This window comes from Pseudoduganella lurida (assembly GCF_007830455.1).
Classification (GTDB): domain Bacteria; phylum Pseudomonadota; class Gammaproteobacteria; order Burkholderiales; family Burkholderiaceae_D; genus Rugamonas; species Rugamonas lurida.
In genome coordinates, this window is the sequence record NZ_VLLB01000006.1 from 273,054 (window position 1) to 292,270 (window position 19,217).

At 66.2% G+C, this 19,217-nt stretch carries 16 protein-coding genes; 9 read left to right on the forward strand and 7 right to left on the reverse strand.

All coding sequences use genetic code 11. The annotated features are described in order from the left end of the window. The first annotated feature begins 53 nt into the window (after positions 1-53). From IP91_RS18200 to IP91_RS18220, 5 genes are all read left to right on the forward strand, one after another. Positions 54-1,469 carry an alpha/beta fold hydrolase gene (locus tag IP91_RS18200; protein ID WP_229474603.1) on the forward strand — a complete coding sequence of 472 codons (1,416 nt, stop codon included), beginning with the start codon at positions 54-56 and terminating at the stop codon, positions 1,467-1,469. An 18-nt stretch (positions 1,470-1,487) separates the two neighbouring features. Beyond that, a complete protein-coding gene (locus tag IP91_RS18205) occupies positions 1,488-2,222 on the forward strand; it encodes an ABC transporter ATP-binding protein (protein ID WP_145650513.1) in 735 nt (244 codons plus the stop codon). Beyond that, positions 2,219-3,403, forward strand: coding sequence for an ABC transporter permease (locus IP91_RS18210; RefSeq protein ID WP_145650514.1), 1,185 nt, complete (start codon positions 2,219-2,221; stop codon positions 3,401-3,403). The genes IP91_RS18205 and IP91_RS18210 overlap by 4 nt, the downstream gene beginning before the upstream one ends. A 189-nt stretch (positions 3,404-3,592) precedes the next feature. Continuing rightward, a complete protein-coding gene (locus tag IP91_RS18215) occupies positions 3,593-4,015 on the forward strand; it encodes an OsmC family protein (protein WP_145650515.1) in 423 nt (140 codons plus the stop codon). 219 nt (positions 4,016-4,234) lie between these two features. After that, the gene (locus IP91_RS18220; protein ID WP_145650516.1) at positions 4,235-4,495 is read left to right on the forward strand and encodes a hypothetical protein; all 261 of its coding nucleotides are present in this window, start codon (positions 4,235-4,237) and stop codon (positions 4,493-4,495) included. Between the two features lie 12 nt (positions 4,496-4,507). On the opposite strand, the gene ypfJ is transcribed toward IP91_RS18220, so the two are convergent. The 3 genes from ypfJ to IP91_RS18235 all read right to left on the reverse strand — a co-directional run bounded on the left by ypfJ (position 4,508) and on the right by IP91_RS18235 (position 6,652). Further along, the gene (gene ypfJ / locus IP91_RS18225) at positions 4,508-5,386 is read right to left on the reverse strand and encodes a KPN_02809 family neutral zinc metallopeptidase (RefSeq protein ID WP_145650517.1); all 879 of its coding nucleotides are present in this window, start codon (positions 5,384-5,386) and stop codon (positions 4,508-4,510) included. A gap of 77 nt (positions 5,387-5,463) precedes the next feature. After that, complete coding sequence (coq7, locus tag IP91_RS18230; protein WP_145650518.1) at positions 5,464-6,111, reverse strand: 2-polyprenyl-3-methyl-6-methoxy-1,4-benzoquinone monooxygenase; 648 nt, start codon at positions 6,109-6,111, stop codon at positions 5,464-5,466. A 94-nt stretch (positions 6,112-6,205) separates the two neighbouring features. Further along, positions 6,206-6,652: a hypothetical protein gene (locus tag IP91_RS18235; protein ID WP_145650519.1), complete on the reverse strand. Its 447-nt coding sequence runs from the start codon at positions 6,650-6,652 to the stop codon at positions 6,206-6,208. A gap of 266 nt (positions 6,653-6,918) precedes the next feature. On the opposite strand from IP91_RS18235, the gene IP91_RS18240 reads away from it, so the two are divergent. From IP91_RS18240 to IP91_RS18255, 4 genes are all read left to right on the forward strand, one after another. After that, entirely contained in the window at positions 6,919-7,809 is an 891-nt protein-coding gene (locus tag IP91_RS18240; RefSeq protein ID WP_145650520.1) for an ABC transporter ATP-binding protein, read from the forward strand. A gap of 5 nt (positions 7,810-7,814) precedes the next feature. Further along, complete coding sequence (locus IP91_RS18245) at positions 7,815-11,399, forward strand: ABC transporter permease/M1 family aminopeptidase (protein WP_145650521.1); 3,585 nt, start codon at positions 7,815-7,817, stop codon at positions 11,397-11,399. A gap of 106 nt (positions 11,400-11,505) precedes the next feature. Beyond that, on the forward strand, positions 11,506-12,009 hold the full coding sequence (locus tag IP91_RS18250; protein WP_145650522.1) for a hypothetical protein: 504 nt from the start codon (positions 11,506-11,508) through the stop codon (positions 12,007-12,009). Between the two features lie 79 nt (positions 12,010-12,088). Beyond that, the gene (locus IP91_RS18255) at positions 12,089-12,508 is read left to right on the forward strand and encodes a DUF3597 domain-containing protein (RefSeq protein WP_145650523.1); all 420 of its coding nucleotides are present in this window, start codon (positions 12,089-12,091) and stop codon (positions 12,506-12,508) included. 216 nt (positions 12,509-12,724) lie between these two features. Here IP91_RS18255 and IP91_RS18260 read toward each other — a convergent pair whose 3' ends face one another. From IP91_RS18260 to dprA, 4 genes are all read right to left on the reverse strand, one after another. Further along, complete coding sequence (locus IP91_RS18260; RefSeq protein ID WP_145650524.1) at positions 12,725-14,311, reverse strand: methyl-accepting chemotaxis protein; 1,587 nt, start codon at positions 14,309-14,311, stop codon at positions 12,725-12,727. A 235-nt stretch (positions 14,312-14,546) separates the two neighbouring features. After that, positions 14,547-17,228 carry a DNA topoisomerase III gene (locus tag IP91_RS18265; protein ID WP_145650525.1) on the reverse strand — a complete coding sequence of 894 codons (2,682 nt, stop codon included), beginning with the start codon at positions 17,226-17,228 and terminating at the stop codon, positions 14,547-14,549. Positions 17,229-17,512: 284 nt separating this feature from the next. After that, positions 17,513-17,977 carry a Smg family protein gene (locus tag IP91_RS18270; protein WP_145650526.1) on the reverse strand — a complete coding sequence of 155 codons (465 nt, stop codon included), beginning with the start codon at positions 17,975-17,977 and terminating at the stop codon, positions 17,513-17,515. 53 nt (positions 17,978-18,030) lie between these two features. Then, positions 18,031-19,215 (reverse strand): DNA-processing protein DprA, encoded by a 1,185-nt coding sequence (gene dprA / locus IP91_RS18275; RefSeq protein WP_145650527.1) that lies wholly within the window; start codon positions 19,213-19,215, stop codon positions 18,031-18,033. Between the last annotated feature and the right edge of the window lie 2 nt (positions 19,216-19,217).

The window sequence follows — 19,217 nt, forward strand, 5'->3', positions numbered from 1 at the left end:
TCCGTATGCAATGTCACGCTAGACTGGCCCACCGCGATCGTCGAGAGGCCCCAGTGAACGTCCGCTGCACCGCTTTATCCCTGCTGCTGCTCGGCGGCCTGGCTGCCGCCGCCCCGCCGGGCCGCACCTGCCACCTGCCCGGCAGCGAGGAAGCGCTGCGCTGCGTGACCGTCCCGGTGCCGCTCGATTACGGCACGCCGGGCAAGACCATCACCGTCCACGCCACGGTTGCCGCGGCCTTCCGTGAATCGGCCCGTCCCGACCCGCTGTTCGTGCTGGCCGGCGGCCCGGGCCAGGCCGGCAGCGACATCCTGCCCGTCGTGCAGGCCGCCTTCCGCCGCGTGCGTGCCACCCGCGACATCGTGCTGATCGACCAGCGCGGCACCGGCCTGTCCGGCAAGCTCGACTGCAAAACGCCGCCGGACATCGACACGATGACGGAAGAGCAGGCCGATGCCGATGCCCTGCGCTGCGTGCGTTCGCTTGCCGCCCCCTACGGCAGCTACACCACCGACGCGGCGGCGCGCGACATCGAACGCGTGCGCCAGGCGCTGGGCTACAGGCAGATCAACCTGTGGGGCGGCTCGTACGGCACCCGCCTCGCCCAGCATTACGCGCGGCTGTATCCGGCCAGTGTGCGTGCCCTCGTGCTCGACGGCGTGGCCGCACCGGACCAGGTGATTCCCGCCGGCGGCCGCGATGCCCAGGCCGCCCTGGAGACCACGTTCGCGCAGTGCGAGAAGGAAGCCGCCTGTGCACGCACCTTCCCGGCCCTGCGCAGCGAGTTCGCGTCCCTTGCCAGCCAGCTTGCCAAAGGCCCCATCAAAATCGACATGGCCGATCCGCGTACGGCCGCAGTACGGCCCGTGACGATCAGCCTGCGCCGCTTCGTCGCCACCGTGCACCGGGTTCTGTATGCGCAGGCCGACGCGCGTTCACTGCCCTTCCTGATCCACAGCGCCTACAACGGCCGTTGGGAGCCCTTCGTCGCGCGCAGCAACCGTGACACCGACCTGTCGGCCGACGGCGCGATGGCCGGGCCGCTGTACCTGGCCGTCGTCTGCGCCGAGGACTTCCCGCGCCTGACGCCGCAGCTGGTGGCAGATGACACGCGAGGTTCCTTCCTCGGTGCGCCGCAGGTGACGCAGCTGGCGGCGCTCTGCCCTGCCGTCAACGTGAAACCGGTCGCCTGGCCGGCCGCCACGCGCATCGCCGCGCCGGCGCTGCTGCTGTCCGGCGCGCAGGATCCCGTCACGCCGCCCCGCCGCGCCGCGGCCGCCGCGCAGTGGATGCCCGCAGCGCAGCACCTGGTGGTGAAGAACGGCGGCCACATCGTCTCGCCGCTCGGCTGCATCCCGCGGCTGATGCGCGAGTTCCTCGACAGCCCCGCCACGCCGGTGGCCGCGGTCTGCCTGGACGAGATTCCCGCCCCCACCTTCCAGCTGGATGCCGCCGGCCCGCAACCCTGAACGATTCGGATACCCGCAATGATCGAAGTCCACGATGTGACGAAACACTTCGGCAAGGTGCAGGCCCTGGCCGGCGCCAGCTTCACCGCGCGCGATGGCCAGGTCACTGCCCTGCTGGGACCGAACGGCGCCGGCAAGACGACGCTGCTACGGATGCTGGTCGGCCTGCTGCACCGGGATGCCGGCACGATCCGGGTCGACGGCATCGACCCCGGCAGCGACCCGCTCGCGGTCCGCCGCAGCATCGGCTTCCTGACCGACCAGTTCGGGCTCTATGAAAGACTGTCCACGCGCGAGTACCTGCGCTACTTCGGCGAACTCAATGGCATGGCGCGCCCCGACCTCGAACGGCGCATCGACGAGGTAACGACATTGCTATCACTGGAAGACATCCTGGAACGCCGCTCGAAAGGCTTCTCGCAGGGCCAACGCATCAAGGTGGCCCTGGCGCGCACGCTGCTGCACCGCCCCCGCAACCTGCTGCTCGACGAACCGAGCCGCGGCCTGGATGTGATGAGCACCCGCGCCCTGCGCCGCGCCCTCGCCGCCCTGCGTGCCGATGGCTGCTGCGTGATCATGGCCACCCACGTGATGCAGGAGGTGACCAACTCCTGCGACGACGTGATCGTGATCGCCAACGGCGTCACGGTGGCGCAGGGCACGCCGCAGTCGCTGTGCGAACGCACCGGCATCGCCAGCCTGGAAGACGCGTTCGTGAAACTGGTGGGCACCGATGAAGGGATCTCGGCATGAGGCCCCTGTACCTGGTGGTGATGTTCAAGGAACTGCGCGAGACGCTGCGGGACCGCCGCGCCCTGTCGATGCTGCTGCTGTTCGTGCTGATGTATCCGCTGATCGTGGGCGGCGTGCTGCACCAGCAGATCGGCCGCGCCACCGAGCCGGAGAAGGAAGGCATCGAGCTGACCGTGATTGGCGCCGCGGGCGCACCCACGCTGATGGCGCAGCTCAAGCAGCGCAATGTCAACGTGACCGAGGCCGGCGCAATGACGGAGGATGCCATCACCACCCTGCTGCGCGGTCAGAAAGTGGCGGCCGTGCTGCGGGTGCCGCCCTCGTACGGCGACGACTACCGCAACATGCGTCCGGCACGGCTGGAGCTGTGGTACGACTCGGCCTCCAGCAACCGTCGCAAGCTCAATGACGTGATCGGCGTCGTGGAACACTACGGCAATGCGATCGCCAGCGCACGGCTGCTGGCGCATGGCGTCTCGCCGGCCACGCTGTTCCCCGTCCGGCTGCAGAAGTACGACACGGGCACCAGCGCCTCGCGCTCGGCCACGATGATCGGCACGATGCTGGGCATGTTCTTCGTGCCGGCGTTCTTCTTTGCGCTCTCCAGCGCCGTCGACAGCACGGCCGGCGAACGGGAACGGCGCTCGCTGGAAGTGCTGCTGGCGCAGCCCGCGCGCACCTTCGACCTGGTGGCCGGCAAGTGGTTCGCCGCGTCGCTGCTCGCCCTCGTGGGCCTGACGGTGGAACTGTGCCTGGCGCACGCGATCCTGAAATGGCTGCCGCTGGAAGAGATCGGCCTGTCGTGGCGCCTGGCGTGGAGCGACCTTGCGTGGGTGTGCCTCACGTCGCTCTCCCTGCCGCTGTTTGCCGCCGCGATGGAGATCGCGCTGGCGATCAATGCGAAGTCGTTCAAGGAAGCGCAGACCACCGTCAGCTTCGCGATCCTGGTGCCGATGGTGCCCGTGATCGTGGTGCCGATGCTCGATCTCGCGACCGCCAACTGGATGTACCTGGTGCCGCTGCTGTCGCACCAGACGCTGCTGCGCGAACTGGCGAAGGGCCAGGCGCTGGGCGCGCTGCCGTTCGCCCTCACTTTCGGGAGCAGCCTGGTACTGGCCCTCCTGTGCGTGGCGTTCACCGTGTGGCGCATGCGCAGCGAGCGGTATCTGGTGGGCGTGTAGGAGCGCTGGCAATCCCCTGGAGCCGTGGAACGGCCGGGGGTCTGCCCCATAGCGCCCACGGCGGCAAGCCTGGTTCGCGCCGCCACCGCGGGTCTGACCCCAGCTTTTTGCGGGCAGTAGCCGGGCGCGTGAACACGCCGCCTGCCTTACAATGCCAGTCAATCGACTGCAAACTATTCGGAGAAGAACATGGAAGTAAAAGTCAGCTGGAACGGCCCGTCGGGCATGAGTTTTCGTGCGCAAACGGGCTCGGGCCACATGGTGTCGATGGACGGCGCGCCCGATGGCGGCGGCCATAACCTGGCCCCGCGCCCGATGGAGATGGTCCTGCTGGGCACCGGCGGCTGCACGGCCTACGACGTGGTGCTGATCCTGAAACGCGGCCGTGCGGATGTGCGCGGCTGCGACGTCACGCTGCAAGCGGAACGTGCCGATGTCGATCCGAAGGTCTTCACGAAGATCCACTTCCATTTCACCGTCACCGGCAAGGACCTGAAAAAGGAAACCGTCGAACGCGCCGTCAGCCTGTCGCACGACAAGTACTGCTCGGCCAGCATCATGCTGGCGAAGACGGCCGAGATCACGCATTCGTTCGAGATCGTCGAAGCCTGACGATGCAGACGCCCGTTGACGATGAGCGCGATAGCACGCAGCCTTTTCGCCATCGGGCTAGGACTTTGCCTTGCCCAAGGCAGGGCGAACGACACCACGCCAGCGTTTGACGCATTCCCCGCATTCATCCCGGCCCTGAAGCAGCCTGCGTCCTTGCGACTTGTTACGGCACAGGACCGCCAATACCGAAGCGCGTTACGCGCAGCCTTGCAAATGCCGGTGAATTTCGCTGGCCGCTTCGTGCTGACGACAATCGGCTGCGGCGCCTCCTGCGTGCTGACGGCGGCGCTGGACAAGCAAACGGGAGCCGTCACCTGGCTCCCGTTCACGATCTGCTGCTGGGATCTGGCTATTTCAGAACCGCTCGAGTTCCGGCGCGACAGCGCCCTGCTGATCGTGCACGGCCAGCGCAACGAGGAAGGTGGCGCCGGCCCGCACTACTACCGCATCAACGGCGGGCAGTTCGAAGAGCTGCGGTAAATCCGGAGCGGATTACAGCTGCCGCGCCTGGAACGTATCGCACTGTGCCACTTCGCCGGTCTCCAGGCCCCGCTTGAACCAGCGCACGCGCTGTGCGGAGCTGCCGTGCGTGAACGAATCCGGCACCACCTGGCCTTGCGACTGGCGCTGCAGCGCGTCGTCGCCGATCGCCGTGGCGGCGGACAGCGCCGTCTCCACGTCGCCCTGCTCGAGGATCTGGCGCGCCTGGTTGGCGTGGAAGGCCCACACGCCGGCATAGCAGTCGGCCTGCAGTTCCAGCTTCACGGACAGCGCATTGCCTTCCTTCTCGCTGGCCTGCTGCTGGGCGCGGTGCACCTGGTCGGAAAGACCCATCAGGTTCTGCACGTGGTGGCCCACTTCGTGCGCGATCACGTAAGCCTGCGCGAACTCGCCGGAAACGTGGAAGCGCTGCTGCATCAGGCGGTAGAAATCGAGGTCGATGTACACCTTGCGGTCCGCCGGGCAGTAGAACGGACCGGTGGCGGACTGGCCGGCGCCGCAGCCGGTCTGCACGCGGCCGGTGAACAGCACGAGTTTCGGCGGTTGATACGTTTCGCCCTGGGCCTTGAACAGGCCGGCCCACGTGTCTTCCGTGTCGCCCAGCACCGTGCGCATGAACTTCGCTTCCCGGTCGTCGGCCGGCGTCTCGTGCGCCGGCGTCTGCTGTTGCTGCACCTGGCCGCCGCCGCTCATGCCGCTCAGCAGCGTCAATGGATTGATGCCGAAGATGAACGAGGCGATCAGCGCGATGACCACGCCGCCGATGCTCAGCGAGCCGCCGCCGAAACTGAATCCGCCACCACCGCCCCCACCGCCATCACCGCGGCGGTCTTCGACGTTATCGCTTTCCCTGTTGCCGTCCCAACGCATAGTATTCTCCGTGAACTTTTGGCCACACTATACTTCCGGGAGGGCGCGGCGCCACGAGCGCCAACTAACAGATGCGCTCAAATGTAGTAGGTCGTGCCCGTCATCAGCTTCGACATGGCCTGCATCGCCACCTTGATGGGCAGCGGCGTGTCGGCGGCACCCAGGTCCTGCGCAGCCTTGCCGTGGGCGATTTCGTCCAGGCGCATCTGCGCCACGATGGCGCGCGACTTGCCGTCATTGGCGGGCAGGCTTTCCAGGTGGCTGTCCAGGTGCTTCTCCACCTGGCGTTCGGTCTCGACGACGAAGCCCAGGCTGTGCGCATCGCCCATCTTGGCGGCGACTGTACCGAGCGCATAGGCGCCGGCATAGAACAGCGGCGCCAGCACGCTGGCCTGCGAGTTCAGCTCCTTCAGGCGCTGCGCCGTCCACGCCAGGTGGTCCTCCTCCTCGCGGCTCGCTTCCTCGAATTTCTCGCGCAGCTTGTCGCTTTTCGCGAAGCGGGCCTGCGAGTTGTACAGGGCCTGCGCCATCACCTCGCCCACGTGATCGACGCGGATCAGGCCCGCGCTGTGCTTGCGGTCTTCGTCCGTCATGTGCGTGTCGTCGACGTGGGTGGCGGGCGTGGGACGCGAGGCGGAGGCCACGCCGGCCAGCACGCGCAGCGCCTTGTCGGTGCTGCAGATGAAGCGGTCGAGCGGATTGTGGAAGTGGAATTTCGAGCTCATGGCGGTCCTGTCCTGCTGGTAGCGATGACCGATTATAAGCGTGGCATGCGGTTCTCCGCCGCACGATGGCCGGGACAAATCGTCCCAGCCGGCCTTACTCGCCCTCGCGCAGGATGCGCTGCTTCTCGATCCAGTCGGCCACGGGACCGCGCACGTCCAGGCCGGAAAAATCCTTCGCCACGCCCAGGTTCAGGCCGAGCAGGAACGGGATCGATTCGGGCGGAATGTGCGGGCAATTCTCGGTGAACGCGCGCAGGAAGCGCTTCGAGTCGAGCACCTGCACGACGCCCTCGCCGCTCATCCATTGCAGGATGCTGGTGATGCTGTGGCCGGGCCCGATCGAGCGGTAGATGAAGCGGTTGAATTCCTTGTCCAGCTTCTTGAAATCCAGGGTTTCCTTCGTCATCAGCGTGGCCAGATAGCACAGGCCCAGCGCCAGCCGGAAAAAGCCCGTTGCCTCCTTGGCGGTCAGGCCGCAACGCGTCACCGCCAGGAGCTGCTCCTGCAGGGCGTTATCGAGTTTCGGGAATTCCGGTCTCATGGGTTGCACTATATAACAAACCCCGTCACTTTTTGCGCCCGCCCGGCCCTGGCCTTGCCAGCTACTGTTGCGCTTGCTACTCTTGACCACCTTTCAAGCCGAAGCCCGCCGCGCCCGCCTCCGGCCGCCGTTCCCCGATGCGTGCACTCTGAGGCCCGGAAAACGCGGGCTGTCGCAAGACGGCAACCGATGTGTCGGCGTTTCAATACAATGCCGTCAGAAGAGCGGATGGCAACGGGCCATGCTGCACCGCATCAAGGATTCCCATGGAACTGCGCATCGAGCACCTGTCGAAGACCTACGCCAACGGCGTCGTGGCGCTGGATGACGTCGCGCTGACGATCCCGGCCGGCATGTTCGGCCTGCTCGGCCCGAACGGCGCCGGCAAGTCGACGCTCATGCGCATCCTCGCCACGCTGCAGGAGTGCGACAGCGGCGCGGTGTTCTTCGGCGACCTGGACGTGCTGGACGAGAAGGACGCCGTGCGCCGCCTGCTGGGCTACCTGCCGCAGGACTTCGGCGTCTACCCGAAGGTCACCGCCTACGAAATGCTGGACCACTTCGCCGTGCTGAAAGGCCTGTCGCACCGGGCGCGCCGCCGCGAAGTGGTCGACGGCCTGCTGCAGCAGACCAACCTGTTCGACGTGCGCCACCAGCGCCTCGGCACCTTCAGCGGCGGCATGCGCCAGCGGTTCGGCATCGCCCAGGCGCTGCTGGCCGATCCGAAGCTGATCATCGTGGACGAACCGACCGCCGGCCTCGATCCGCAGGAGCGCGTACGCTTCCACAACCTCCTCTCCGACATCGGCGCCGAACGCACCGTGATCCTGTCCACCCACATCGTGAGCGACGTGGCGGACCTGTGCTCCAACATGGCCATCATCAACAAGGGCCGTGTGCTGCTGGCCGGCCCCACCCAGCAGCTGGTGGACGACGTGAGCTGCAAGATCTGGGCGCGCTTCATCGACAAGCGCGAACTGGCCTACTTCCAGCAGCGCCACACGATCATCTCCACGCGGCTGCTCTCCGGCCGTACGCTGATCCACGCCTACAGCGACGAGGATCCCGGCGACGGCTTCGAGGAAGCCATCGGCGACCTGGAAGACGTGTACTTCGCCACCATCGCCGGCCGCCACGTGGCGCACGCCTGCGACTGAACGCCATGTTCGCCATCGCGCTCTTCGAAGCGAGACAGCGCCTGCGCCTGCTGTCCACCTGGGCCTACTTCGCGCTGTTCCTCACGCTGGCGCTGGTGTGGACGGGCGCCACCGGCGGCGCCTTCAAGGAATTCACCGTCACGTACGGCGGCAAGGTGCTGATCAACGCACCCCGCTCGATCATGCTGACGGCCAGCGTGCTGGGATGTCTCGGCGTGATCGTGGTGGCCGCCGTGATGGGCCGCGCGGTTCAGCAGGACTTCGAGTACGACATGCACCACTTCTTCTTCTCCGCGCCGATCGGCAAGCACCAGTACATGTTCGGCCGCTTCCTCGGCGCCTGGCTGGTGCTGGCCGTGATCTTCGCCAGCATCCCCCTCGGCACGCTGCTCGGCACCTGGCTGCCCGGCGTGGAGGCGGACCGCGTGGGACCGTTCATCCCGGCAGCCTGGCTGCTGCCGTTCGCCGTGTCGCTGCTGCCCAACCTGTTCATCTTCGGCGCGGTCTTCTTCGTGATGGCGGCGCTCACGAGGCGCATGCTGCCCGTGTATGTGGGCAGCGTGGTGATGCTCATCGGGTACATCGTGGCGCCCAACCTGGCGCGCGACCTGGACTACAAGACGCTGGCCGCGCTGATCGATCCGTTCGGCACGGCCGCGCTGGTGCGCCTCACCGAATACTGGCCGATCGCCGAGCGCAATACGCGCCTGGTGCTCCCGGAAGGCATCTACCTGCTGAACCGGGTGTTGTGGCTGTCGTTTGCCCTGGTCGCGCTGCTGCTGGGCTACTGGCGCTTCCACTTCGTCAGCACCGTCGACAGCGGCAGCGCCGCCGCGCGGGGCGAAGGCGAAGTCCCCCTGCGCATCAGCGCTGCCGCCGCAAATACCAATGAACCGCCGGACTTCCGCGCGCGCAGCCTGGCGCTGCTGCTGTGCCAGTTCAGCTGGCTGAACCTGCGCGAGACGATCAAGAACGTGTACTTCTTCGTGCTGGTGCTGGCCGGCGTGCTGCTGATGTATGCCAGCATGATGGCCGCCGGCGACATGTTCGGCACCGGCACCTGGCCCGTCACCTACATGGTGCTGGAGACCATGTCGCAGCCGTTCTCGCTGGTGATGATCGTGGTGACCACCTACTACGCGGGCGAACTGGTCTGGCGCGAACGCGAACACCGCATGGCGCTGATGCTCGATGCGCTGCCCGTGCCCACCTGGCTGCCGATGGTGTCGAAGCTGGTCGCCCTCGTCGCGTTGCAGGCCCTGCTGCTGCTGGTGGTGATGCTGGCCGGGATGTCCGTGCAGCTGGCCAAGGGCTACCTGCACCTGCAGCCGGAGGTCTACCTGCTCGACCTGTACACGGTGCAGCTGCCCTACTACGCGCTGCTGGCCGTACTGGCGATCGCCGCGCAGGTGCTGATCGGCTACAAGTACCTGGCCTTCTGCGCGATGATCGCGTACTACACCGCCACCGTGGCAATGTCCACGCTGGGCCTCGACCACCCGCTGGTGCTGTACGCATGGACGCCGGAAGTGCGCTACTCGGACATGAACGGCTTCGGCCAGGGGCTGGTGCGCGAGCACTGGTACCACCTGTACTGGGGCGGCGCGGCGCTGCTGCTGGCGATGCTCACGCGCGTGTTCTGGCCGCGCGGCGCCAACGACGAATGGCATACGCGCCTGCAGCTGGCGCGCCGCGCCCTGAGCGTGCCGGTGCTGGCCGGCTTCGGTGCCGGCCTGGCCGTGATGCTGGGCGCCGGCGGCATCCTCTACTACAACCTGCACATCGCCAACGACTACCAGACGCCGTTCCGCCGCGATGCCGACCGTGCCGACTACGAACGCCGCTACAAGGCCACCGCCGCCCTGCCCCAGCCGCGCATCACCTCCGTGCACCTGGACGTGGAGATCATGCCGAACGAACGCCGCCTGGTGGTGAAAGGCCGCTACCTGCTGGAGAACCGCAGCGGCCAGCCCGTTACCGCGATCTACGTGAGCCGCGATCCGCAGGCCGACATGGGCGCGCCCGTGTTCGGCCTGAACGGCAACCGCGCCACGCTGGCCGACCGCGCGCTCGGCTACTACCGCTATGCGCTGGCCACGCCGCTGCCGGCCGGCGGCCAGTTGCCGATGGAGTTCGAGATCGCCTGGTCGCCGAAGGGCTTCTTCGGCCTGGGCAAGGATACGCCGGTGCTGGCCAACGGCACCTTCTTCAACAACGCGATCCTGCCGCGCATCGGCTACCAGCGCGACCGCGAACTGGTCGATCCGCGCGACCGCAAGCAGCACGGGCTGCCGGCGCGCGAGCGCGCGCTGCCACGCGACGATCCGCAGGGCCTGGCCAACAACATGATGGGCAGCGACGCCGACTGGATCACGTTCGATGCGATCGTGGGCACCAGCGCCGACCAGACGGCCATCGCGCCCGGCATGCTGGCGCGGGAATGGACGGCCAACGGCCGGCGCTACTTCCACTACCGGATGGATGCGCCGATCCTGAACTTCTATTCGGTGCAGTCGGCCCGCTACGTGGTGCGGCACGACTGGTGGCAGGACGTGGGCATCGAGATCTGGTACCACCCGGGTCATGAGTTCAACCTGGACCGCATGACGAAGGGCGTGAAGGATGCGCTGGACTACTACAGCCGCAACTTCGGGCCCTACCAGCACAAGGTCGTGCGCATCGTCGAATTCCCCCGCTACGAGACGTATGCCCAGTCGTATCCGAACACGATCCCGTTCTCGGAAGGCATCGGCTTCATCGCCAAGGTGGACGAGCGCAATCCGAAGGACATCGACTACCCGTACTACGTGACGGCGCACGAAGTGGCGCACCAGTGGTGGGGCCATCAGCTCGCGGCCGGCAACACGCGCGGCGGCACGGTGCTCTCGGAAACGCTGGCCGAATACTCGGCGCTGATGGTGATGAAGAAGACCTTCGGCGCGGCGCGCATGCGGCGCTTCCTGCGCTACGACCTGGACATGTACCTGCATGGCCGCGCGCTGGAGAATCACCAGGAGCTGCCGCTGGCGGACAACGAGAACCAGCCCTACATCCACTACCGCAAGGGCAGCCTGGCGATGTACCAGCTGCAGGACCTGGTGGGCGAGGACCGTGTGAACGCCGTGCTGCGCGGCCTGCTCAAGCAGCACGCCTACAGCGGCGGGCCGTATCCGAGCGTGACGGCGCTGGTGGACGGCCTGCGCGCCACGCTGCCGCCGGATCGCGCCTACCTCGTCGACGACCTGTTCAACGCCATCGTCCTGTACGACAACCGCGCGCTGTCGGCCACGGCGCAGCGCCGCGCGGACGGCCGCTATGACGTGCAGCTGACCGTGCAGGCGGCCAAGCTGCGCGCGGACGGCCTGGGCGCGGAGCGGGAAACGACGCTGGCCGACCTGGTCGACATCGGCATCGACGACCGCGACGGCAAGCCGCTGCTGCGCGAGCGCCGGCGCATCGGCCCCGGCGAGACGAGCTTCACGCTGGTGGTCACGGGCCGCCCGGCGCGCGCCGGCATCGATCCGGACAACAAGCTGATCGACCGCAAGCCGGACGACAACATGACGGCCGTGGAGCTGCCCGCGAAATAGCCGCATTTCGCGGCCACTGCGGCGTCCACCCGTGCGTGCGTCCGCGAACAGAGCCCGCCCTGTGCCGCCGCTATCCTGATCGCTGTTTTCAACACAGGAGCCGGCAATGGCATTCGATCTCGGTAATCTGTTACAGCAATACCTGGGCGGCGCGGCCGACCCCGCCCGCGCGGAACAGGACTTCACGCACGCCGCGCAGCAGGCCCCGCAATCTTCCGTCGCCAGCGGCGTGACGGAAGCGTTCCGCTCCGACCAGACCCCGCCGTTCGCGGACATGGTCAGCCAGCTGTTCGGCCGCAGCGACCCGCAGCAGCGGGCCGGCATGCTGAACCAGCTGCTCGCCAACGTGAGCCCGGCGATGCTGACGGCGCTGGCCGGCAGCATCGGCGGCCTGTTCGGCCAGAACGGCCAGCCGCAGGTGACGGCCGAGCAGGCCGAAAAAATCACGCCGGCGCAGGTGCAGGAAATCGCCACGACGGCCGAACAGCACAACCCCGGCATCGTCGACCGCATCGGCGACTTCTATGCGCAGCACCCGCAGCTGATCCAGGCACTGGGCGGCGCGGCACTCGCGATCGTGCTGGGCAAGATGGCGCAGTCGCACCGCTGATCACAGCGTTCCATAGCACCCGCGGCGCATCGGGCACCGCGGGTCGCATCTTTCACGGTTCAATCAAAGGAGAACATCCATGGGCATCCTCAGCAATATCTTCCACAAGATCTTCCCTTCTTCGCACCCGGCCGTCGCCGCGAAACCGGCCGCGCCGGCAGCACCAACGGCCGCACCGGCTGCGCCTGCAGCACCGGCCGCCGCACCAGCACCAGCACCAGCCGCCGCGGCGCCACTGTCCGAAGTGGACGTCGAGCAGATCCTGAACAGCAAGGCGCAAGGCGCGGGCCAGCAGCTGAACTGGCGCTCGTCGATCGTCGACCTGCTGAAACTGCTGGACCTGGACAGCAGCCTGCAGTCGCGCAAGGAGCTGGCGCAGGAACTACATTACACCGGCGACACCAATGATTCCGCCACGATGAACATCTGGCTGCACCGCCAGGTGATGAACAAGCTGGCCGCCAACGGCGGCAAGGTGCCGGCCGACCTGAAGGACTGATCGAACACCCGCGGCACCAAACAATAAAGCGCCCGCGGGCGCTTTATTGCTTTAAAGAGGACAGTCCAATTTTTACAACAGGGGACAGTCCCCATTTTTACAACAGGGGACAGTCCCCATTTTTTACAACAGGGGACAGTCCCCATTTTTAGGAAATATTTCCAGAAAAGGGGGACAGTCCCCGTTTTCAGGAAACTTTTTGGTCGGGGTGCGCGCTCAGGCGGCCAGCCGCAACGAGGTCGAACCGGCGCGTACTGGCGCGGCGTCGTCGATCTGGAACACGGCCACGACCTGCGCCAGCGCCTCGGCCTGTTCGCGCATCGATGCGGCCGCGGCAGCTGCCTCTTCCACCAGCGCGGCGTTCTGCTGCGTCACGCCGTCCATGTCGGCGATCGCGCGGTTGACCTGCTCGATGCCGGCGCTCTGCTCCACGCTGGCGGTGGTGATCTCGCCCATGATGTCGGTCACGCGGTGGATGCTGTCCACCACTTCCGTCATCGTCATGCCCGCTTCAGCCACCAGCTTGCTGCCCGCATCGACCTTGGTGACGGAGTCGCCGATCAGCTCCTTGATTTCCTTCGCTGCCGCGGCCGAGCGCTGCGCCAGGTTGCGCACCTCGCCTGCGACGACGGCAAAGCCGCGGCCCTGCTCGCCCGCGCGGGCCGCCTCCACCGCCGCGTTCAGCGCCAGGATATTGGTCTGGAACGCGATGCCGTCGATGACGGAAATGATGTCCACGATCTTGCGCGCGGACGCATTGATCGACTCCATCGTGTCGACCACCTTGCCCACTACCGCGCCGCCGCGCACCGCCACTTCGGACGCGCTCACGGCCAGCTGGTTGGCCTGGCGCGCATTGTCGGCATTCTGCTTCACGGTGGACGTCAGTTCCTCCATCGACGATGCCGTCTCTTCCAGCGCGCCGGCCTGCTGCTCGGTGCGCGCCGACAGGTCCATATTGCCGGAAGCGATTTCGCCCGAAGCGCTGGACATGTGCACGGTCCCGCTGCGCACCTGCGACACGATCTGCACCAGGCCCGCGTTCATCTGGCGCAGCGCGGCCAGCAGGCGGCCCGTTTCATCGGTACTGGTCACTTCGATGTCATTGCGCAGGTCGTTGTTGGCCACGCTGGAAGCGATGTCCACCGCGCGGTTCAGCGGCACCACGATGCCGCGCGTGAGCCACCAGGCGCAGAACGCGCCGATCACCAGCACCACCACGCCGCAGGCGACGAGGAAGCTGCGGTTCCCCTGGAACAGCGTGTCGATGCGGACGGCCTGGGCGTCGATCTCGGCGCGCTGCATCTGCAGCAGGGCGTTCAGCGCGTCCTGGTAGGCTTTCGCATCCGGCGTGAAGTCCTTCATCAGGAGGGCGTCCGCCTCTTCCAGCTTGCCTTCCTTCTTCAGCGCCGTGATGGCATCGCGCGACTTCACGTAGCGCTTGCGGGTTTCCGTCACGCGTGTATAGGCTTCCTTTTCGGCGGGCGTATCGAGCAGGCCTTCCACCTTCTTGCTCAGCTCACCGATCTCGGCGGTGGAATTCTTCAGGTCCTCGGCAAAGAAAGCGGCCAGGGACGGGTCGCTGCTTTTCGCGATGGCCGACGTGCGGCGCACGCTGGTGTGGATCAGGCGGTACCAGTCCGCCATCATGCGTTCCTTCGCCAGCGGCACGGCCATCAGGTCGTGCGTGGCTTCGGCCACCGATTGCATGCGCAGGATGCCGAACGCGGTCATCAGGGTCATGAGGACCAGCACGAGGCCGAAGCCGACGGAAAGACGGGTACCGATTTTCAGGTTGTTCATGGGGGTGCCGCGGAGTGCGGAAGGATTGCTGGATGATCGCGAGTCTAGCAGTACCTTTTCCATGCAGCAATGTCTAGAACTGCCGCTGTCGCATCGAAGCCATATCTCGAATGCATGACATGGGCTGGACATATTGTGCGTGTAGAGGCGCCATGCCGGCCGATGCAGGGTGGCACCGGCACCGCAAAAAAAAACGGGACCCGCGCGGGTCCCGTTGGTGCTGCGGTGCGGATGCTTATTCCGCCGCCACCACTTTCTTGACGGCCGTCTTCTTCGCGGCCGCCTTCTTGGCCGGCGCCTTCTTCGCGGCGGCTTTCACGGCGGTCTTGGTGGCGGTTTTGGACGCCGCCTTCTTGGCCGCAGCCTTCACCGGCGCTGCATCCGCGCCAGCTTCCGCCGGTGCGTCGCCTGCCGCGCCAGCCTTCGGTTTCGCGCCCGGCTTTTCCTTGCGGGGCTCGAATTCGAAGCTAATCTTGCCGTCCTTGCCGCGTGCCAGGAAGGCCTTGAACGGCCGGCGCGTGCGCTGCGATACAAAGCCCGGCAGCAGGTCGGTCTTGCCCTCGTTCAGCAGCTTGACCATCTGCTCCGGCAGGATCTCCTGCTGCAGGATGATGCGGCCGCTGCGGAAGTCGCACGTCTTCGGCTTTGCCACGCTGTGTTCGCACACATAGGCCAGGCCCATTTCGTACACGCCGCCATTGCACTTCGGGCAAGGGCCCAGCGCGGTCTGGCCGGTGAAGTCCACGCCTTCGCCGTCCTCGCCTTCCTCGTCGTTCTGGCCGAAGTCGAATTCCAGCTTGAAGTTCTTGATCTCTTCATCGCGCACGATGCGCAGGATCGCCGCGAACGGGCGGCCCATCTTCGAGCGGAAGCCCTGCAGCGGACCGATGGTGCGGTTCTGCAGCAGCTCTTCCACTTCGGCGATCTCGAACTGGCGGCTGCCCGGCGTCTTCGACATCGAGAAGTCGCACTTCGTGCAGGCGAAGCGCCGGTAGTTTTCCTTCACCACGGCCGCGCAGTTCGGGCATGGCGTGGTCAACGTGGCGTAGTCGCCGGGGATCGTGTCGTTGCTGTATTCCTTGGCGCGCTTGACGATAATCTGCGTCATCTGCTGGATTTCGCGCATGAACTCCTCGCGCGAGATGCGGCCCTTCTCCATCTGCGACAGCTTGTGTTCCCACTCGCCCGTCAGCTCCGGCGCCGTCAGTTCGTTCACGCCCAGGCCGCGCAGCAGCGTCATCAGCTGCGATGCCTTCGCCGTCGGGATCAGTTCGCGGCCTTCGCGGATCAGGTACTTCTCGCCCAGCAGGCCCTCGATGATGGCGGCGCGCGTGGCCGGCGTGCCGAGGCCCTTGCCGGCCATCGCATCGCGCAGCTCGTCGGAATCGACCAGCTTGCCGGCGCCTTCCATCGCGGACAGCAGGGTCGCCTCCGTGTAGCGCGCCGGCGGCTTCGTCACCAGGCCATTGGCATTGACCTTGTCGGTGTGGACCTTCTCGCCCTTCGCCACCGGCACCAGGTTGCCGCCGTCCTTGTCGCCGTCGGCCGCGGCATCCTTGCCGTAGATCGCCAGCCAGCCGGCGTTCGTCATGACCTTGCCTTCGGTCTTGAACTGATGGCCGGAGACTTCCGTGAAGCGCGTGGTGACCTGGAATTCGGCAGCCGGGAAGAACACGGCCATGAAGCGGCGCGTGACCAGGTCGTACAGCTTCTGTTCCGGCTCGGAGAGGCCCTTCGGCGCGATGCCGGTCGGGATGATCGCGAAGTGGTCCGAGATCTTGGTGTTGTCGAAGATGCGCTTGTTCGGCTTGACCCAGCCCTTGTCCAGGATCTGCTTGGCGAACTGGTGGTAGTTCGGGTTCTGCTTCACCACTTCCAGCGTCGACTGCACGGTGGGGATGTAGTCTTCCGGCAGGAAGCGCGAATCGGTCCGCGGATACGTCAGCACCTTGTGCTTTTCATACAGCGCCTGCGCCAGGCCCAGCGTGTTCTTCGCCGAGAAGCCGAAGCGGCCATTCGCCTCGCGCTGCAGGCTCGTGAGGTCGAACAGCGCGGGCGCCATCGAGGTCGTCGGCTTCGATTCTTCCGTGACGATGCCGGGCTTGCCCTTGCAGGCCAGTGCGATCGAATCGGCGGCAGCCTTGCTCCACAGGCGCTCGGCGCGCTTCTCCGGATCCGTCTCGTCCTTCTTGAACTTCGTGTCCAGCCAGCGGCCTTCGTACACGCCGGCGGCGCACACGAATTCGGCGCGCACTTCCCAGTAGTCGCGCGGCACGAACTTCTTGATCTTGTCTTCGCGCTCGACCACGATCGACAGGGTCGGCGTCTGCACGCGGCCCACGGTCGTCAGGTAGAAGCCGCCCTCCTTCGAGTTGAAGGCCGTCATCGCACGGGTGCCGTTGATGCCGATCAGCCAGTCCGCCTCGGAACGGCAGCGCGCCGCGTCGGCCAGTGGCAGCATCTCGTCGTCGCTGCGCAGGTGCGCGAAGCCGTCGCGGATCGCGTTCGGCGTCATCGACTGCAGCCACAGGCGCTTGACGGGCTGCTTGGCCTTGGCGTTCTGCGCGATCAGGCGGAAGATCAGTTCTCCTTCGCGGCCCGCATCGCATGCGTTGATCAGCGCCGTCACGTCCTTGCGCTTGATGAGCTTGTTGAGCACCTTCAGGCGGCTCTCCGTCTTCGCGATCGGATTGAGCGCGAAGTACGGCGGGATCATCGGCAGGTGCGTGAAGCTCCATTTGCCACGCTTGACGTCATGCTCTTCGGGCACGGCGATTTCCAGCAGGTGACCCACGGCGGAGGACAGCACGTAGTCATCGGACTCGAAATACTCATCGTGCTTGGTAAAGCCGCCAAGCGACTTCGCGATGTCGTTCGCGACAGAAGGCTTCTCGGCGATGATGAGGGTTTTGCTCATGTTTGTTGTTCTCGGTTGCTTTGCTCGGTTGCTTTGCTCGGTCACGTCGGGAGCGGCCTCGCGCGGTGCGCGGCGGCGTCACTCTCCCCGGGGGACGGCAGGCGCATGATACATGGGCAATGCGCCTCGTGCCGGATTTCGTGTCTGGTTGGGGGGCAATCATAAGCGCGTTGCCGCGCAAACCGCAAGCATCGCCCCGCCCGTGGCGCGGGCACACCGCAGTGCCGCCCAATGCAAACCGGCCGCAGGGGCGGCCGGAGGATTCTACCTTTGGAGGGAGAGATTCAGTGCAGCAGGCGCGGGGTCTGGTCTTCGTCGGAGCCGAACAGGTCGTCGAACATCAGCGCATCGGGCTCCTTGCCCTGGCTCCACAGCAGCATCAGCACGATGATCTTCAGCTTGCCCAGGTTGACGGGCGACTCTTCCAGCGCCAGCGCGCGTTCGATGACGATCTCGCGCTGCAGCGGCGACAGCACGCGCGCGCTTTCCAGGAAGGCGATGAAGCCGATCGCCGGTGCACCCAGCACATCCTGTTCTTCGGCCACGTAGAAACGCGTGCCCGTCGATGCCGCCGTACGTGCCTGTTCGATGCCGGCCAGTTCGGTCAGGTCGTTGAGCCAGACCAGTGCCTCGGAGATCTCCACGTCATCGAAACCGACAGCGGAAAGCTTCTTCGCCAACGCGGCCGGTTCGGGGCACGCATCGGGGCGGTAATAGGTCTCGTAGAGGTATACAAGGATGTCGAACATGGCGCTACTCTATCAGCATAAATCGGCGCGGCACAAGTCCCGCACCGCAGCAATCACCGTTTGAGTCGCTGAAAAACACCACCCGGCAGCCGTTCCACAACACCTGCTAACTCAAGTGCAAGCAAACTTGCCTGAGTGGCAGCGGCATCGAGCTGCAGGCGCATTGCCAGTTCGTCAGCGGGCATCGGATCGTACGACAGCACGGTGAGCAAGGCCCTTGCGGCATCGGTGATTTCCTCCAGCATTTCGCTCTCCACTTGCGCTTCGCTCAGTGCCCGCGGCAGGCTGTATTCCTTGAAGATGTCGTCCACCGTCTCCACCAGTTTCGCGCCTTCGCGCAGCAGCTTGTGGCAGCCTTTCGACAGCGACGAATGGATCGAGCCCGGCACGGCGAACACATCGCGGCCCTGGTGCGCCGCAAGGTGCGCAGTGATCAGGGAGCCTGAACGTTCGGCCGCTTCGACCACCAGCACGCCGCGCGACAGCCCGCTGATGATGCGGTTGCGAACCGGGAAATGGTGCGCGCGTGGCGGCGTGCCGAGCGCATGCTCGCTGAGCAGGCAGCCTTCGCTGCGGATGCGTGCCGCCAGCGCTGCATTCGATGCCGGATAGATCATGTCGATGCCGGTACCCATCACCGCGATCGTGGAACCGCGCTCCGCCAGGCCGCCCTTGTGCGCGGCCGCATCGATACCCAGCGCCAGGCCGGACACGATCGCCAGGCCCGCGGCCGACAATGCCTGCGCGAAGCGCTGTGCATTGGCGCTGCCCTGCGCAGTGCATGTGCGGCTGCCGACCACACCGAACGCGGTGCGCTGCAGCAGCGCGACGTCGCCCTGCGCATGCAACAGCAATGGCGGATCGGCAATCTCGCGCAGCGGCGGCGGATAGGCCGCATCGTTCAGCGTAACGAGATGGTTGCCGTGCAGGGCGGCCCAGGCAAGTGTTTCTTCGGCCAGCTTGCGCAGGCGCGGCGCGACCGGTGCACGCAGTGCCTTCACAAGCTGCGGCGACATGACTTCTTCGTCCGTCCCCGCTACCTGTTCGACGTGTTCGTGCGCAGCATGGTCATCCGCATCGTCGATCTTGCAGGCAGCCTCGATCAACGCCTGCGGCGTGCCGTAGCGCCGCACCAGCCGCGCCTTCGTGTAGCGCGGCAGGCCGGGCAGCGCCAGCACGCGCAGCCAGGGCAGCAGCGTGTCGATGCCGGCAATGGGAAGGGATTCCGTGGCTTGCACGG